Source organism: Caproicibacterium lactatifermentans (assembly GCF_013315815.1).
In the GTDB taxonomy this organism is placed as follows: Bacteria; Bacillota; Clostridia; order Oscillospirales; family Acutalibacteraceae; genus Caproicibacterium; species Caproicibacterium lactatifermentans.
The window spans coordinates 668,943-686,347 of sequence record NZ_CP046051.1; the positions used below are offsets into that span (position 1 = coordinate 668,943).

The 17,405-nt window shown below is 44.9% G+C and carries 12 protein-coding genes and 1 CRISPR repeat array; of the genes, 8 read left to right on the forward strand and 4 right to left on the reverse strand.

Going from position 1 to position 17,405, the window contains the following annotated elements:
- Nucleotides 1-393: 393 nt before the first annotated feature.
- From cas6 to cas2, 8 genes are read left to right on the forward strand one after another with little or no spacing between them, the layout of a single operon-like run.
- The gene (gene cas6, locus GJQ69_RS03230) at nucleotides 394-1,065 is read left to right on the forward strand and encodes a CRISPR-associated endoribonuclease Cas6 (protein ID WP_086036083.1); all 672 of its coding nucleotides are present in this window, start codon (nucleotides 394-396) and stop codon (nucleotides 1,063-1,065) included.
- A gap of 17 nt (nucleotides 1,066-1,082) precedes the next feature.
- On the forward strand, nucleotides 1,083-2,744 hold the full coding sequence (cas8a1, locus tag GJQ69_RS03235; RefSeq protein ID WP_174192909.1) for a type I-B CRISPR-associated protein Cas8b1/Cst1: 1,662 nt from the start codon (nucleotides 1,083-1,085) through the stop codon (nucleotides 2,742-2,744).
- Nucleotides 2,741-3,616, forward strand: coding sequence for a type I-B CRISPR-associated protein Cas7/Cst2/DevR (gene cas7i / locus GJQ69_RS03240; RefSeq protein ID WP_086036080.1), 876 nt, complete (start codon nucleotides 2,741-2,743; stop codon nucleotides 3,614-3,616). Before cas8a1 ends, cas7i begins: the two co-directional genes overlap by 4 nt.
- Nucleotides 3,603-4,382 carry a CRISPR-associated protein Cas5 gene (gene cas5, locus GJQ69_RS03245; protein WP_157658959.1) on the forward strand — a complete coding sequence of 260 codons (780 nt, stop codon included), beginning with the start codon at nucleotides 3,603-3,605 and terminating at the stop codon, nucleotides 4,380-4,382. The genes cas7i and cas5 overlap by 14 nt, the downstream gene beginning before the upstream one ends.
- A 59-nt stretch (nucleotides 4,383-4,441) precedes the next feature.
- Nucleotides 4,442-6,754 (forward strand): CRISPR-associated helicase Cas3', encoded by a 2,313-nt coding sequence (cas3, locus tag GJQ69_RS03250; RefSeq protein ID WP_174192911.1) that lies wholly within the window; start codon nucleotides 4,442-4,444, stop codon nucleotides 6,752-6,754.
- Between the two features lie 35 nt (nucleotides 6,755-6,789).
- Entirely contained in the window at nucleotides 6,790-7,263 is a 474-nt protein-coding gene (locus tag GJQ69_RS03255) for a CRISPR-associated protein Cas4 (protein WP_338031364.1), read from the forward strand.
- Nucleotides 7,264-7,270: 7 nt separating this feature from the next.
- The gene (gene cas1b / locus GJQ69_RS03260) at nucleotides 7,271-8,263 is read left to right on the forward strand and encodes a type I-B CRISPR-associated endonuclease Cas1b (protein WP_086036075.1); all 993 of its coding nucleotides are present in this window, start codon (nucleotides 7,271-7,273) and stop codon (nucleotides 8,261-8,263) included.
- 5 nt (nucleotides 8,264-8,268) lie between these two features.
- Complete coding sequence (gene cas2, locus GJQ69_RS03265) at nucleotides 8,269-8,550, forward strand: CRISPR-associated endonuclease Cas2 (RefSeq protein ID WP_086036074.1); 282 nt, start codon at nucleotides 8,269-8,271, stop codon at nucleotides 8,548-8,550.
- 162 nt (nucleotides 8,551-8,712) lie between these two features.
- Nucleotides 8,713-11,647: direct repeats of the CRISPR family, unit length 30 nt; unit sequence CTTTTAATCTCTCCATACTGGAATGTAAAT.
- Between the two features lie 399 nt (nucleotides 11,648-12,046).
- On the opposite strand, the gene GJQ69_RS03270 is transcribed toward cas2, so the two are convergent.
- From GJQ69_RS03270 to GJQ69_RS03285, 4 genes are read right to left on the reverse strand one after another with little or no spacing between them, the layout of a single operon-like run.
- Complete coding sequence (locus tag GJQ69_RS03270) at nucleotides 12,047-12,310, reverse strand: hypothetical protein (protein ID WP_086036072.1); 264 nt, start codon at nucleotides 12,308-12,310, stop codon at nucleotides 12,047-12,049.
- Nucleotides 12,311-12,324: 14 nt separating this feature from the next.
- Nucleotides 12,325-13,398 (reverse strand): 6-phosphofructokinase, encoded by a 1,074-nt coding sequence (locus GJQ69_RS03275; protein ID WP_086036071.1) that lies wholly within the window; start codon nucleotides 13,396-13,398, stop codon nucleotides 12,325-12,327.
- A gap of 50 nt (nucleotides 13,399-13,448) precedes the next feature.
- Entirely contained in the window at nucleotides 13,449-15,587 is a 2,139-nt protein-coding gene (locus GJQ69_RS03280; RefSeq protein ID WP_086036069.1) for an RNA degradosome polyphosphate kinase, read from the reverse strand.
- 33 nt (nucleotides 15,588-15,620) lie between these two features.
- Nucleotides 15,621-17,168 (reverse strand): Ppx/GppA phosphatase family protein, encoded by a 1,548-nt coding sequence (locus tag GJQ69_RS03285; protein ID WP_086036067.1) that lies wholly within the window; start codon nucleotides 17,166-17,168, stop codon nucleotides 15,621-15,623.
- Nucleotides 17,169-17,405 lie beyond the last annotated feature (237 nt).

Here is a 17,405-nt window from a genome sequence, read left to right on the forward strand (position 1 = left end):
TCATAATGGGGAAAGGTAGGAAATTTCCTGTAGGGACAAGAAAAATGAAAACTGTTTCAGGCATAAAAATGGTCTGCAGGTAAGCTTTGCAGACCAAAGTTCCAAAATGGAGAGATTAAGGAAAGTTCAAATAAAACTTATCTAATTTACATTCCATGTCAGAAGAGATTAACTCAAAACCTTAGTATACCCTATACAAATAGTAAATGCAAATAAAAGAATCGGCAAAAAACTTGACAAATGGGGGAAATAGGATATACTTGTAGATACAGAAATATAAAATACAAATAAACTTATCTAAGGGTAAAATAAGGAGGCATTAAAAACGTGAGAATTACGGCACAGTTGGAACTAAAAAGTCCTCAGTTTCCGCGGGACCATCGGAGAGCTTGTATGTCCCAACTAAAAACGGGGCTGACAGATTACAGTGGCGGCGAATTCTTCCGGAAGCTCTACGATGGCAGCGCAAAAGCAAAGCCTTTGTGTTTTGCAGTAGGATTTCCGCGCGGCATTCGGTTTGAAAAGGACCGGATTGTTTTGCCGGAAAGAAGTAATCAGGTGTACATTACATACAGTACGGGCGATATGGAGACTGGCATTCTACTTTACAATGCTTTAAAGCGTGTCAAAGGCAAAAGCAGACCTTTAGCGAATGGCAATGAAATGACGCTGAAACGGCTGTATATGCCGCCGGAAGCCTGCATCAGCGGTACACAAATGCTTGTAAAAACATTATCACCTATCTGCGTACGGTTGAGGGACGGCGGGCAGAAACAGTATTGTTCCGTGGAACGGCCGGATTTTGAAGAAAAGCTGCGGGAACAGCTGATGCGACGCTTTCAGAACAGCAACAGCATTACTGATGAAATGTTGAAGACATTTCACTTTCTGCCCATCCAAATGAAAAAGACAGTCGTTCTGCATTTCGGGCAGAAGATTGAATGCAGCATAGGCACTGCCGCGATAAGCGGAGCGCCGGAACTGCTGTTTGAATTGTACGAAAACGGACTTGGAAGTAGGTGCTCAAATGGTTTTGGGCTGCTGCAGATTCTGCAGCAGCGATAATAGGGAGATGAGAATATTTGGCGGAAGAAGAGAAGCAAGGAATACATTTGCATATCAACGATGCGCTTTATAATGCCGGGCTGTTGGGACTTTACAGAGTGCTGAATCGAATGCCGGCAGACAGCAGCGGAGAACCCTATTATCGGCTGGACAGTGAAAACCTAATTGTCCGGCAGGAGGCATTCTCCGAAGAATTTACAAAAGCGTATTTTGAGGAACTAATAGACCGCTATGGCAGCGATACCGTATATGAGAATTTAATAAAAGAACTGGAATGGATTTTATCGCCAAATGCGCGGGAAGCAGAAGATTTTCCCAAAAAGCTGAAGAAATGCATTAGTTCACTTTGTGAAAAGCTCAAGCGAAATTCTTATACAGCAGGATTTGAAATCTTAAGAAAATATTACAACACAAAATATGACTTCTGGGGAATAGTAAAGTCTATCAAAAATGAGGAAAATCAGCAAAAACAGCTGAATATGCTGCAGGAACTTTACGAACAAATGAAACAGGAAGACGTTCGCCATGTGCTTTGCTTGAAAGACATTGTATATACACGCGTGCAGAATTACTGGACAGGCGTTTCATTCTTGCATAAAACGAAAAATAAAGAACCTTTTGAGCAGGCATTCAGTGATTATTTCCTTGTACCGATTGCCACATATAAACCCAAAAAAGGGAAAAAAGTAATGCCTTGTTTTCAATGCGGAAGAGCTTTGCAGGCGAAGGCTTCTTCTACGGCATGGGTGAATGATACCATGCCGGACGTTAAGCGGAAAACAGACAGCTTCTGGAACTATGTACCGGATATTATGATGTGCCCTTATTGTATGCTTGTTTATGCCTGTGTACCGCTTGGATTTACGACATTTGCAAGTGAAGGTGTGTTTGTCAACGACTGCCGCAGCATTCGAACGCTGAACACGGCAAATAACTTTCCGGACAGCAGCCAAGACCTGCAAAAAGATGCTTTCGCAGAAGTCATCAATCAGTTCCTTCTTACAGCAGATGAAACACAGGCGGAAAATTGGCTGCAGAATGTACAGGTTGTCCGCCGTTCCGGCGACACCTATCGGGTTAATACACTGACGGCAGATATGCTGGAAGATTTTGTTGGTTTGAAAGGAACACTTGGAAAACTGTTGAAAGCAAATCCGTACTTGTTCCATCAAACATTGGAACATATCTTAAATGGACAGGAACTTTATGGATTGATGCTGCAGGGGTACCGCAATTCTCTGGAACAAGGCTACGGACTCGGCATTTACAACTGGCTGTTGGAAATACAAATTAAAATGTTTTGCAGAAAGAGGGATAAGGAAGCTGTGAAAACACAGATGAGTTTGAAGAGCCAGGCGTATCGCGCCGGCGCGGTTCTGAAAGCGAGAATTTGGGAAGTCAATATTGATACCGGAAAACAGCGGGCAAATGGCAAACGGCTGATAGGCGTTACATATCGTCTGTTGAATGCTTTACAGGGCGATAATCAAAAACTCTTTTTTGATACCATTGAAAGGCTGTATATGTCTTTTGGGTTTGAGATACCGAAAATCTTTTTCTACGCTATTCATAATGATGAAAACTTTCAAGTCATTGGCCATGCGTTTGTACAGGGACTGAACAGTGCATCGAAAGAAAATAAAACAAATGAGGAAAACAAAGGGGAGGATAAAGCATGAAAAAGAACGGGCTTACAGTAAGTATGATATTTGAGGCAGAAAGCGGAAACTACGGAGAGAGCACCGGCAATATTACGACACTGAAACATATGACGCGCGCAAACGGAAAAATGTATACTTATGTTTCACGTCAGGCCCTTCGGTACAGCATGATTCAGCAACTGGAATGGGATAAAACACCTGTGGCAGCCTCTGGAAGCGGTGACAAGACTGTTGTTCAGTTTCAGCCGGATACTTCCGTGAAAGATTATCCAGAGATTGACTTATTTGGATATATGAAGACAACGAAGGGAAATAATGCAGATACGCGTTCTGCGGTTGCTCGGTTAAGCAATGCAGTTTCACTGGAGCCTTATGCGGCAGATATGGATTTCCTCACAAACATGGGTCTTTCCAAACGTGCAGAAAAGGGTACAAGCAATGCCATTGCACAAAGTGAGATTCATCATGCGTTCTATGCTTACACCATTACGATTGACTTGGACCGTGTAGGAATCGATGCAAATGATGGTACCGAGCTGCCAAATGAGGAACGCAGTAAGCGTGTAACAGATTTCCTTAGTTGTGTGGAATTCCTGTACCGGGACATTAAAGGCCGCAGGGAAAATCTTGCACCGGTGTTTGCTATCGGCGGCGTGTATGAACGCAAATCCCCATTCTTTGAAAATCGCATCAAGATGACGCACGACAAGCTGGATGTTGATATGTTGGCCGAAACAGTCAAAGCCATTGGTGAACCGACGATGGCAGGTTATGTAGATGGTGAATTCAGCAACAATGATGAGATTCAGGACAAACTTGCACCGGTCGGTGTTGCGGAGTTCTTTAAGGAACTGAAAGACCAGGTGAAAGATGACTATGCGGGCTGTTAGAGTATTGGCTGAGCAGAATATGGCTTCCTACCGGATGCCGCAGAGTCTTATCATCAAAGAAAGCTATCCGCTGCCGCCTTACTCTACAGTCATTGGTATGGTACATGCCGCGTGTGGCTTTACGGAATATATGCCGATGCAGGTGAGCATTCAGGGCGACTTTGCCAGCAGTGTACAGGAAATGTATACGCGCTATGAGTTTAATAAAAATATGTCCTATGAGGCAGGGCGGCAGAATATTTTGATGCAGAGCGGTGACCAGAACTACGGCATGACACGTGGACTGGGCAGTGTGGAACTCCTGACAGACGTGCAGTTGATACTGCACATCATTCCGGAGGACAACACCCTGTGTGAAACCATTGCGCATGGCCTAAAATATCCGAAGAATTATTTGAATCTTGGCCGATGGGAAGACCTGCTGCGGATAGACGACGTATGTATTACCGACCTGCAGGAGGAGCAGGTACAGAATAACAGTATCGTGCTTGCATGTTCTGCATGGATTCCCGCGGATATTGAAGAGAACCTGAAACGTACGGTGCGTTTAAAATATCCGTCCATTGGTACTAGCTATCGACTGCATAAGACATATGAAATTTCCAACCTTGGCTTGCGTTCCTGGAAAGAAACAATTCCAGCGCGTTATGCCGGATGTGGTACGGTTATCGGAAAGGGTGGCCGTCTTCTTACGGACAGAACACCAGTTGTGCAAAAAAATATGCCTTACGCAGACCGAGAAGTCATACCGGTTTTTCCGGCTTAAAAAAGTGCCATTCGCTTTTTCGGCGGATGGCATTTACTTTCAGAAAGGATGATGAAACCTTGATTCTTTATGCGAAAAGTGCAGACTGTCAGACTCTGCAGGAACATACGGAAAAATGTTTGGAAAAATATAAAGAACTGAAAACACTTTATCCGGCTTTGTTTTCAGCGAGCGACTGGAAGATCCTATATTGGGCAGTTAAATTTCACGATATTGGAAAAGTGGACGCTCATTTTCAAAATAAGATTTTAAAAGCGATTGGGAAGCCAACTGTTCCAGCGGAAGGATCTGAATTCCCGCACAATTACTTAAGTCCTGCGTTTCTCAATACGGATTATTTTTTTGATGAACTTGGTTTTAACAACCTAGAAACAGAATTGCTTGTTAAAGTTATTTTTTATCATCACGCACGGGAATCAGTTATTGGAAATTATAAAAATGAATTGACTGCATATATAGCCGATGTGCTTCAGAAACGTTGGAATGAAGTACAGGCGGAGGGCGGGATTCCTTTATATGATGGACTGTCAGCAGACTTACAAACAGAGTATATAGTAGCCATTGACTATCATGGCGATGAGATTTGGCTCAATGACGAACTGCAGGAACGCTATATGAAGCTGAAGGGCACGATGAACCGAATTGACTATTGTGCCAGTGCAGGAGTGAACATCGAACAGAGCCCGAAAGATGATGATGGTTATCTGTACTCGGAAAAAACAGAGCAGTTTATGCAAAGGAGCGGCTTCACACTGCGTCCGGTGCAGGAATACCTGAAAGAACACAGCGACCAAAATGTGATTGTTCAGGCAAGCACCGGATGCGGAAAAACAGAAGGTGCACTGCTGTGGCTTGACGGCAAAAAAGGTTTCTACACGCTTCCGCTAAAAGCAAGCATTAATGCTATTTATCAAAGAATAACGGAAAATATCGGTTATCACAAAGCAGCAGTCCTGCACGGTGACGCAAGAGCGGTTTATTTGGAACAAATGGAAAATGAAGAAGCAAATGATGAACAGGCACTGCAGAAATATCGGCTTGCAAGACTTCTGACTGCACCGCTGACCGTTTGTACCATAGACCAGCTGTTCCGTTTTGTGTATAAAGCCAACGGCACGGAAGCACCTGCCGCCGCGCTTGCCTGCGGAAATCTAGTTATTGATGAAATACAAACTTATTCTCCTGAACTAATTGCGTCTATTTTGTACGCGCTTCATTTTATCAGCGATATGGGAGGGCATTTTTGCATCATGACTGCCACTTTCCCGAAAATCCTTTTCCGTTTGATGAAGCAGCATGGCATTCCATGTCCGGAAAAGGACGCACTGCCGAATTTCCATGGCAGCATGCCCTGCCGCCACAGAATAAAACTGCTGTATGAACGGGAGTTTCCCTTGGCACAGATATGTGAACAAGCCAAGACAAAACGTGTGCTGGTATTGGTGAATCGAGTAAAGCGGGCACAGCAGGTGCAGGCACAGCTGAAGGAACTTGGAACAGAAGCGAATGTTCTGCATAGCCGTTACCTGCGAAAGGACAGAAGAACACTTGAAAAAGAAATACAGAACTTTGCGCCGAACAATCCAAATAGGGAAGCACAATGTGGTGTATGGATTTCCACCCAGGTCGTAGAGGCTTCGCTGGACATTGACTTTGATATACTGTATACCGAACTGTGTACTGTAGATTCTTTGCTGCAGCGTATGGGACGTGTGTACCGCAGCAGAAAGTATGACCTTGGAAAGGTCCCCAATGTATATATTCTGGAAAATCAAGATATTGGTTCACCGAAGCATCCTATTGTGGACGGGCAACTGTACCAGTATACATTGGAGGCTGTGCAGAAATATGACGGCTGCCTGCTGCAGGAAAATGACAGGCAGGACGATAAAACAGATATGATGGACCTTGTTTATGATGAAGATAAAAATCCGCGTATTCTGCAGTCAAATTACGGCAAGGCCATTCAATTTAATTATAACTTGCTGGAAAGTGGAGAAATGTATAAAGTTGACAATCAAGAAATACGGTTTCGTGATATTGATTCTGTAACAGTTATGCCCTACAGAGTTTATGAGCAACTCGAAGGAAGCGGCGAGCTTGCACAGATTCGTCAAAAAATGAAGCATGGCAGTTACAAGGGAAAAATGGAAGCACAGGAATTCTTTATGGACCATACGATTGCTGTGCCCGATATGGGACTGGATATTGATAGAAATCTGTCTGCTAATGAGAAGCGCTTTTATCCGCACAGCGGTGTGTGCCTTTATAACGGAGAATATGATTTTGACGAAACAACGGGCCAAGGTATTGGATTAATCAATCAGTATAAAAACAAAAAAGGCAGAGAAGAGTTTGATAATTTTCTATAAAGGGGGGCAGCACTACGGACAAAAATATCAGTGGTATGATGGTTTATTACTACTTTGTATGTCAAAGAAAGCTGTATTATTTCTGTAAAAACCTGCGTATGGAACAGGACGATGAAAATGTCGCAATCGGAAAAGTACTGGACGAAACGGCGTATAGCCATGCGGAGAAGCATATTACGGTCAACAACCAAATCTCGGTCGATTATATTGAAAAAAGCCGTATACTGCATGAAGTGAAAAAAAGCCGTTCCATAGAGGAAGCGGGTATCTGGCAGCTGAAATATTATCTCTGGTATTTTAAACAGCGTGGTGTGGAGCACCTAACCGGAAAAATTGATTACCCGCTGCTGAAGCATACAGAAAGCATTGCGCTGACAAAGGAAGATGAAGCGCATCTTTTGAATGTAATGAAAGAAATCAATGCCATACAAGGAATGAAAACACCACCGCCCCGTAAGACGAAAAAAATTTGTAAAAAGTGTGCATATTACGACCTTTGCTTTATATGAGGAAGATATGAAAAAGAGTATTTACATTTATACAAATGGCGAATTGCATCGTAAAGACAATACACTTTCCTTTGCTCCATATGGAGGGAGCGCAAAGAGTTTGCCAATTGAGGAAATCTCGGATATTTACCTGATGACTGAGATGACTTTAAACTCAAAGATACTGGAATTGCTCTCAAAGTATGGAATCATGGTGCACTTCTTCGATTATTATACGAATTATGTAGGAACCTATTATCCCAAAGAGAATCTCTTGGCCGGAAATGTTCTGGTACAGCAGGCGAAAGCATATTTGGATGAATCACACAGGCTGCGGCTGGCACGAGAATTTGTACAGGGGGCTACCGATAATATTCTGCGTAATCTACGCTACTATAAAAACCGCGGCCTGGACCTTGCAGAAATTATGGATGCCGTGCAGATTTTGCGTGAAGGCTCCGATACAGCGGCAGATATTTCGGAACTGATGGGTTATGAGGGAAGAATACATACCGCTTATTATTCTTCGTTTGAAACAATCACCGGGAATAAAACTGAATTTGAAAAACGTGTCCGACACCCGCCGGACAATATGATGAATACCATGATTTCTTTTATCAATGGTATGATTTATGGCAGATGTCTAAACGAGATTTACCGCACGCAGCTGAACCCAACAATTAGCTTTTTGCACGAACCTGGCACACGGCGTTTCTCTCTCAGTTTGGATGTATCAGAAATTTTCAAACCACTTATTGGCGACAGACTTCTCTTTTCATTAATCAATAAGAATCAAATAACTGAGAAGGACTTTACTAGGGAACTTAACTGCCTGCATTTAAAGAAACGGGCATCCCAGGTAATCGCACGAGCGCTGGACGATAGGCTGAAAACGACCATTTTCCATAGAGAGCTAAAAAAGAAGGTGTCTTATCAGTACTTAATGCGATTGGAGTGCTACAAGCTTATCAAAGATATCATGGGCGAAAAGCCTTACAAACCTTTTGTTATGTGGTGGTGATATAAGTGTATGTCATTTTGGTTTACGATATAGCGGAAGAAGAAAACGGAACCAGACGGCAGCGCAACATTTTTAAAATATGCAAGAAATATCTCATCCATATACAAAATTCTGTATTTGAAGGAGATACTAATCCATCACATTTGGCGCGTATGAAGAAAGAATTGATGCCGTGGATTGATAAGAATCTGGATTCTGTTATTATATTCAAAAGCAGGGAAGAACGTTGGCTGACAAAAGAATTTTATGGAAAAGATGAGTCAGACGTTACATCTAATTTTTTGTAAAAAAATCTGTCGACCACCGATACTGAAAAAATAGCGTAGGTACGACAGCAGGGAAAGGAGAAAATTGCTTGCATAATAAAGGAAACGATGCTATACTATAGAAAATACGTAAATAATTTATATGTTTTGAGCTAGAGTAATCCGTTTTTCCTGCAATCGACTCTTTTAATCTCTCCATACTGGAATGTAAATTTGAATTCTATTGTGTAAAGATAACCGTTAACAGTACTTTTAATCTCTCCATACTGGAATGTAAATAGTTCATATGCCGCTCTAAGCGTCGTTCCACTCCCCGCTTTTAATCTCTCCATACTGGAATGTAAATTATAGATGCTTCCTTTCGCTGTTCATAATATTTGAACTTTTAATCTCTCCATACTGGAATGTAAATTTGATTAAAACTTCACGTTCTGCATCTGAAAGTTGCTTTTAATCTCTCCATACTGGAATGTAAATGTTGTTCTCTGTTGATGACTTGTCTATGTTGTGAGAACTTTTAATCTCTCCATACTGGAATGTAAATTAAACGGCACCCGGTCCGGCACGGTGTCAGCAGTACTTTTAATCTCTCCATACTGGAATGTAAATTACGACTACAGCAAGGAAACTAATGTGGACAAGACCTTTTAATCTCTCCATACTGGAATGTAAATATGGGAAAGGGATTCAAACCGACAAAAGAAGAAATTCTTTTAATCTCTCCATACTGGAATGTAAATGCGAGTAATCGCTAAAGCTGCCGCCGTCCACCGTGTCTTTTAATCTCTCCATACTGGAATGTAAATTTGGCAAGCTCCGTCATTGCGTTCCCGGCCTCGGTACTTTTAATCTCTCCATACTGGAATGTAAATCTTGGATCGTCGGTTGGCGAATGGTCAGCACACTGGCTTTTAATCTCTCCATACTGGAATGTAAATTACACCTGTACCGACCATACCGCGACTATCAGGTACCCTTTTAATCTCTCCATACTGGAATGTAAATAGAATTAAAACGGATAAGCCCATTTATTTTTCCTCCCTTTTAATCTCTCCATACTGGAATGTAAATAATCATGTACCGCGCGGATATGCCCTGCTTTAAAAAACTTTTAATCTCTCCATACTGGAATGTAAATTTCGTAGCATCTATTTATTACCCAATAATCAACATCACTTTTAATCTCTCCATACTGGAATGTAAATATGACTAATACAGGTAGGGTCCGGGAATATGTAAAACTTTTAATCTCTCCATACTGGAATGTAAATTTATATAACCCCTTTCCATAAATAACCCTGTTGTAACTTTTAATCTCTCCATACTGGAATGTAAATTAATGACAGCTGGGTGGGTACTATTGGAGATGGGGTCTTTTAATCTCTCCATACTGGAATGTAAATGCGTGCAGGTGTCGCACGGGTGGAGCAGCATAATGCTTTTAATCTCTCCATACTGGAATGTAAATGTCTTTTGTGATGTCCCCTACATCTTCATTAGTTGTCTTTTAATCTCTCCATACTGGAATGTAAATCAAGGAGGTTAAATAATATGCCTGGAAAAGTGATTGCTTTTAATCTCTCCATACTGGAATGTAAATGGTCACGGCCCTGGCGCATTGCCTCATTGTCTGGCTTCTTTTAATCTCTCCATACTGGAATGTAAATATGAGGACTGCAAGCATTGCGAGTTCAAGGGTAACACTTTTAATCTCTCCATACTGGAATGTAAATTCATGATGTGTGTATGTAATATCAACAACACCTGCCTTTTAATCTCTCCATACTGGAATGTAAATCTTTTGATATTTGCCTTTTGCCATTACGGACCACCGCCTTTTAATCTCTCCATACTGGAATGTAAATTCAATGGCCGGTGCGTTAACTGCCGCGTTGCTCACACTTTTAATCTCTCCATACTGGAATGTAAATCAAAGTAGACTATGACAACGAAGAAGAATGTGATGTCTTTTAATCTCTCCATACTGGAATGTAAATTTTCTTCAGCCGATGTACCCTCAACCCACTTCCGACCCTTTTAATCTCTCCATACTGGAATGTAAATATTTTTTTTGCAATGCTTTCCTGATGATGTGACTTTCTTTTAATCTCTCCATACTGGAATGTAAATGCAACTACCGCAACTGATAGTACGACCACCACATCACTTTTAATCTCTCCATACTGGAATGTAAATCCATTCTGCACGTAAAATTTTTGCGGTCGAGCATTCGCTTTTAATCTCTCCATACTGGAATGTAAATCCGCGAGCCGCGAGGGAAGGCGCCAGTGGCGCGTGACTTTTAATCTCTCCATACTGGAATGTAAATATGGGGAAGCACAGCAGGCCGCCGCTGTCGCGGTGCTTTTAATCTCTCCATACTGGAATGTAAATTGATGTGCGCGCCCAGGATTTAAATGCGGGGCAGTACTTTTAATCTCTCCATACTGGAATGTAAATATTTCTACGCGACTATCGGGGACACGAAAGTTGTCCCTTTTAATCTCTCCATACTGGAATGTAAATGGAAGTAAAGGGGGCATTAGAAAATGGTTAACCTTCCTTTTAATCTCTCCATACTGGAATGTAAATGTTTTCGTTGGGTGCCTTCTTGCGTTTTGTAGTACACTTTTAATCTCTCCATACTGGAATGTAAATTTTTTCGTAATCAGGTAACAGGGGTAGGTTTTGCCGCTTTTAATCTCTCCATACTGGAATGTAAATGCGATGAGTTCAGGGCCGCTTATGCCCGCCGGCCGGCTTTTAATCTCTCCATACTGGAATGTAAATTGGATTTGGCCGCAAGTAGTGGGATGGAGCTGGGGCTTTTAATCTCTCCATACTGGAATGTAAATAAGCACTGTCCGCTTAGCGTCTACCCACACCGGAGACTTTTAATCTCTCCATACTGGAATGTAAATTATATCCTCAACACAGTCACGATGTCCGGGGAGCTTCTTTTAATCTCTCCATACTGGAATGTAAATCCGGGCGGCAAGCAACATCTTTTGACCGCACCGGTTCTTTTAATCTCTCCATACTGGAATGTAAATTCCTGCTGGGTGATATTTCGGATGTCCGACATTTGCTTTTAATCTCTCCATACTGGAATGTAAAGCAAGCGTAAAAAGGAAAAATGATAGAACCGGGAAAAGCGTCATTCAATAATCTTAAAAACTTTAGTAGTGGAAAGCTATGGGATGATGTAAGCTCACCGGAGTATGCTTAGGTTGATACTGTACAGCATAAAAGAAATGCAATTCATTCGTTCAGATACAGAGATAGGAACTTCACAGGAATTTTTAGATGGTATTGGATCATCTTTATGATTTTGCAGAAAATGTGCTTTCGCACTTTCCATCGCTTGATGATTATAATCATATCCAGCGGGCTGTGTGATGAATCCACATGTCGATTGATTATGTTCATGGAAACCCTGACATCAATAAAGAAAACTCGGGCCAGAACGGTTATATCGAATGAAAAGCCGCTCCCTTTTTCGGGAGCGGCTTTTGGTTTAGTCCATGTCTTCTTCGTTGGCTGTGGATTCCTCTGGGACGGGGCCTGTATTTTTCTGTAGGTACTTCTTTGCTGCCAAACGTATGACGGGCAGCGAGTGGTTTAGTTCATGAATGCATTTTGCTTTGTTGACAACGTATGCAATACCGCCGCACAGTGTCAGCAGGCCGAAAACCAGTGCCAGTGCACCGCCTGTTTTTGCAGCCTTGTGAAGGGATTGCTGACGGTCATGAAAATCAGATGCACAATACGGACAGAACATAATGAAAACCTCCTTTAGTCACCAAAACTGATACCTATATCCCGCGCCGTCTGAATCACATTACAGTCGGGCGGCACGGTTTTGAGTTTACCGGCGACCTCACAAAGCGGCACCGGAACGATGACATTGTTGCGCATGGCAACCATATAGCCGTACTTTTTCTGCTTAATCAGCTGTGCGGCCGCCACGCCGAAGCGGGTGGAAAGGACACGGTCATAGGGGCAGGGATTGCCGCCGCGCTGAATATGGCCGGGCACAGTCACACGAATCTCGTGACCGGTTGCCTGTTCCAGGTCGTGCGCTAAACGGTAGGAAACAGAAGGATACGGTTCCGCAGCACGTTTTGCTTTCAGCTCTTTTTTGCTCATCTGTGCTTCTTCCTGCGACAGAGCGCCCTCTGCTACAGCCAGAATGGAAAAGCGTTTGCCTTCCTTGCTGCGGTGGTTAATCATCTTTACGATATTGTCTACTTTATACGGAATTTCCGGCAGCAGGATGGCATCCGCGCTGCCGGCCAAACCAGCGTGCAGCGTCAGCCAGCCAACCTTATGGCCCATGACCTCCACAATAAAGATGCGTCCGTGAGAAGTGGCAGTGGTGTGAATGCAGTCCAGCACGTTGGCCGCAACGTCTACGGCACTTTGAAAGCCAAACGTGATGTCCGTGCCCCAGATATCGTTGTCAATTGTTTTGGGCAGGGTAATGACCGAAAGCCCTTTCTGACTTAATAGATTGGCGGTTTTGTGCGTGCCGTTGCCGCCAAGGACTACCAGACAGTCCAGCCCCATCTTATTATAGTTATCTTTCATGTTTTTTACTTTGTCAGTGCCGCCTGCCATGGAACGCATTTGTTTGAAAGGCTGACGACTTGTACCCAAAATGGTACCGCCAAGGTTAATGATACCGGAAAAATCATGAGGTACCATTCTGTGGTAGTTGCCCTCAATTAAACCGCGGTAGCCGTCCTCAATTCCGTAAATAGTAATATCACTGCCGAATGTGCACAGCAGTGCCTTTCCCAGCCCGCGAATGGCTGCGTTTAGTCCCTGACAGTCCCCGCCGCTGGTTAAAACTCCTACTTTTAACATTCCAAACACCTTTCTTTTCTGAAAACTGTGAAATACAGAGATGCGCCTTCTCAGCCATCTGTTTTCGCAGGGCTTAAAAGCGGGTGGAAGGGCTTGCTGCGGTCCTGCTCGGCAAGCCGATGCACAGCCTGCCGTGCCAGCTGACTGAATGCAATTTGGCAGTTGCAGGCAGTCTTGCCGCGCCGGTCAATGTGCTCATATTCCTTATTGCTCTTCATTCGGCGGGCGTTGATGTTGTCGTGCAGCATCAGGTCCAGAATATCGAAGCTGCGCTGTTTGAGATCCGGGTCCTCGATGGGGAAGACCAGTTCCACGCGGCGGTCAAGGTTACGGGGCATCCAGTCGGCACTGCCCATATAAATTTTCGGGTCACCCGCATTTTCAAAGCGGAAAATGCGGCTGTGCTCCAGCAGTTGCCCAACAATGCTGATGACCTGAATGTTGTCACTGACGCCGGGAATGCCGGGAATCAGGCAGCAAATGCCCCGCACAATTAACTGTACGGGCACACCGGCCTGGCTTGCCTTGTACAGCAGGGAGATAATTGCAGGGTCCACCAAAGAATTCACTTTCGCGGTAATGCCGCTGGGCAGGCCCTGGCGGGCGTTTTCGGTTTCACAGCGAATGCGGTACTCGAAGAAACTGCGCAGGCCGTGGGGAGCCACCAGAAACTTGTTGTACTCCGGCGGGCGGCTGTAGCCTGTCAGCACATTAAACAGGCTGCTGGCGTCAATGCCGAAAGGTTCTTTGCAGGTGAACAAGCCAATATCTGTATAAATTTTGGCGGTGCTGTCATTGTAGTTGCCGGTGCCCATGTGCAGGTAGCGGTGAATGCCGTCTTCCTCACGGCGGACGACCAGCGCGATTTTACAGTGCGTTTTCAGTCCTGCCAAGCCGTAAATGACATGGCAGCCGGCCTTTTCCAGCTTTTTTGCCCAGTTGATGTTGTTTTCCTCGTCAAAGCGGGCTTTCAGTTCCACCAGAACGGTTACCTGTTTGCCGTTTTCGGCGGCCTTGATGAGTGCCGCAATAATAGGGGAATGGCCGCTGACACGGTACAGCGTCTGCTTAATGGCCAGTACGTTTTCATCTTCGGCGGCCGCACGGATAAAGTTTACCACAATATCAAAGCTTTCATATGGGTGATGGACCATGCGGTCCTTGTCCCGAATGGCTTCAAAAATATCGGTATAGCCCCAGAAATCCGTCGGCGGATAGACCGGCACAATGGGTTTGAAGCACAGGTTTTCACAGCCGGGCAGGTTTGCAAATTTAGAGAAAAACGTGAGGTCCAGCGGGCCGGGCAGTTCGTAGATGCTGTGTTTGTCCACGTCCAACATTTCCAGCAGAAAATCCCGAATGGCGGGGTCACACTTCTGCAGCAGTTCCAACCGGACGGGTGCACCGCGTTTGCGCTTCTTAATGGATTTCTGTACTTCCATCAGCAGGTCGTCAGATTCCTCATCAATGTCGAGGTCGCTGTCACGTGTAATGCGGAACGGACAGCACGCCCGAATGTCCCGTGCCTCAAACAGGTGCTCCATGCCATGCATGATGGCATTTTCCAGCAGGACAAAGCAGCGTCCCTCTTTGCCGGGCAGCTCCAGATAGCGGGGAAGAATGGACGGCACCTGCACAACGGCAAAGCAGTCCTCTTCGCCTTCTTTTCCCGCCAGTCGCACCGCAATGTTCAGGCTTTTGTTGGAGAGAAACGGGAATGGGCGACTGCGGTCCACTGCCAGCGGCGTAAGCACCGGAAACAGAATTTTATGAAAATACTCTGAAATGTACTCCAGCTGGTCTGAGTCCATTTCTTCGGGGGAAAGGAAGCGAATGCCCTCTTTCTTAAGGGCCGGCAGAATAGAGCGGTGCAGGCAGGAATACTGCTTGTCAGTGAAGGTGTGTATTTTTTCGGAAAGCGTACGGTACAGTTCCTTCGGCGTCAGGCCACTGGGGTCCGGATTGTGATATTTGCTGTTGATTTGGTCCAGGACACCGGCCACACGCACCATGAAGAATTCATCCAGGTTGCTGGCGGTAATGGACAGAAAACGTACGCGTTCCATTATGGGGTTTTCCTTTTCAAAGCATTCTTCCAGAACACGCGCGTTAAAGTCCATCCAGCTTAACTCCCGGTTGTAGTAGGGCATTGGCTGGGATTCTGTTTTTACGGCGGATTTGTCGTTCATTTTTGGTTCCTCCGTTTGTTTGCTTTTATAAGGTTAAATAAGGGTTTGCTTAATTTTCAGTACTGGAGAAAGGCCGAACACTTCTTTAAAGAAAACGGAGCACTGCTCGAAAGCCCAGTTTTCCAGGTAGATGTTCTGGTTGGTTTCGGCGGTCACGATCATTTGGTCATCCATCAACCGCACTTTAATAGAATGTATTTTTTGCTTATGGGAAGTATCCAGCGCGTTGGCAAGGCGGAAAATCGCTACCAGTTTGGCAATGACTGTGCGTTCGGATTCCGGCATGGAAATGTACTCCACTTTACGAAAATCAGGTACAGAATATTCGTTGTAGCAGGCCACATATGCTGTCCGCAAAAGACCGCGGCTGGTGATGCCGTAGATATCAGTTTGGCGAATAATGTCAAAGCTTGCCTCCAAATGGTCCTTGACCGAAACATAGTGGCCGCACTCATGCAGAATAGCGGCAAGCTCCAGTTCCAGCCGCTGTTCTTTTCCCAGACCGTGCAGGGGCTTCAGGCGGTCAAACATCGTGCAGGCAATTTGACGGACGGCGTCCGCATGGGCACGGCTGCAGCGGTATTTGTCCGCAATGCGGCTGGCACAGGAGATAGCGTTGGTACGCACATAGGCGGTGTATTCGGTCCGGCTTTTTGCCTGCAGCAGCTGCCGCATCAATGCGTCCCACAGACTGACCTTCGGGGAAAACACCTGCTGTGCCGTGGCACCGCGAATGAGCTGCATATAGATTGCCAGCGCAGAATATAAAATTTCGGCGGAGTTCTCTGTTACGCCGAACTCCTGTGCGATTCTGTCCGGGCGAAGGGTGCGTACATGTGCGTACAGTGCCTTTATTTTTTGAACGGGAATGATGAAAATGCCTTTCTTTTCTTCTACACCGCAGAGTTTGGCAATCAGCTTCATGTCATTGCCGGTCAGAATAATATTGTGCAGGTCAAACTGCGCCATGTTTTGGTAGACAAAGATAGACCTCAGATATTCTTCCACCACCGTACTGAAATCTTCCGCCTGTTCCTGTACGCTGCCCAGCATATCGTGCAGTTTCAGTGCACCTATAGGCAGGTTCTGGGAGTAGACCATGGCGCTGCCGTCATACACAGCGGTGCCGATGGTGCCGGAGCCGATAAAGGCAAACAGGGAACAGCCCGGCTGCATGACGCCGGCGTTCTGCAGTGCCGTGAGAATCTCCGAATAAATCAGCGTCTTTTCCTCGTCTGCTTCCAGAACGTCTACGTGCAGATTATTCTGTACTTTCAGCTGGTCCAGCACAAAGCCGCGGTTTTCCGCTTCTCGCAGTGCCGTGGTGGCCACTGCCCGGTACTGCGTAATGCCATATTCTTTCATCAGGGAGGTAAAACCTGCCAGTGCATGACTCATTTCCCGGAAACATTCAAAGCTGATTTTTCCTTTGGTGAAAACCTCGTGGCCCAATGCCAGCGGGTAGGCAAGCCGGTCCAGTTCGCAGATTTTCCCTTTGCACAGCTGGGCGATACGCAGCCGCAGCTCACTGGAACCAATATCAATCACCGCCGCTGCTTTCGGATATTTGCGTTTGTTCATTTCTGTATCGCCTGCCCTTAAACAATGTTTTGCGTGTCTGCTATCTATATTATATAATAATCCGTATGGGGATTCAGAAAAATCATGTAAAAGATTGTAAACCCTGCTGTGTACCGGTGCTTTTTCTGGTTTTCCTCTATAGCTAGATTATACCAATTCTTTTGCGGCGGGGCAAGAAGAATCTTCGGCTTTTTAACCCCTTTTTGCCAGCATAAAGGGCGCACTTTCATATCTATG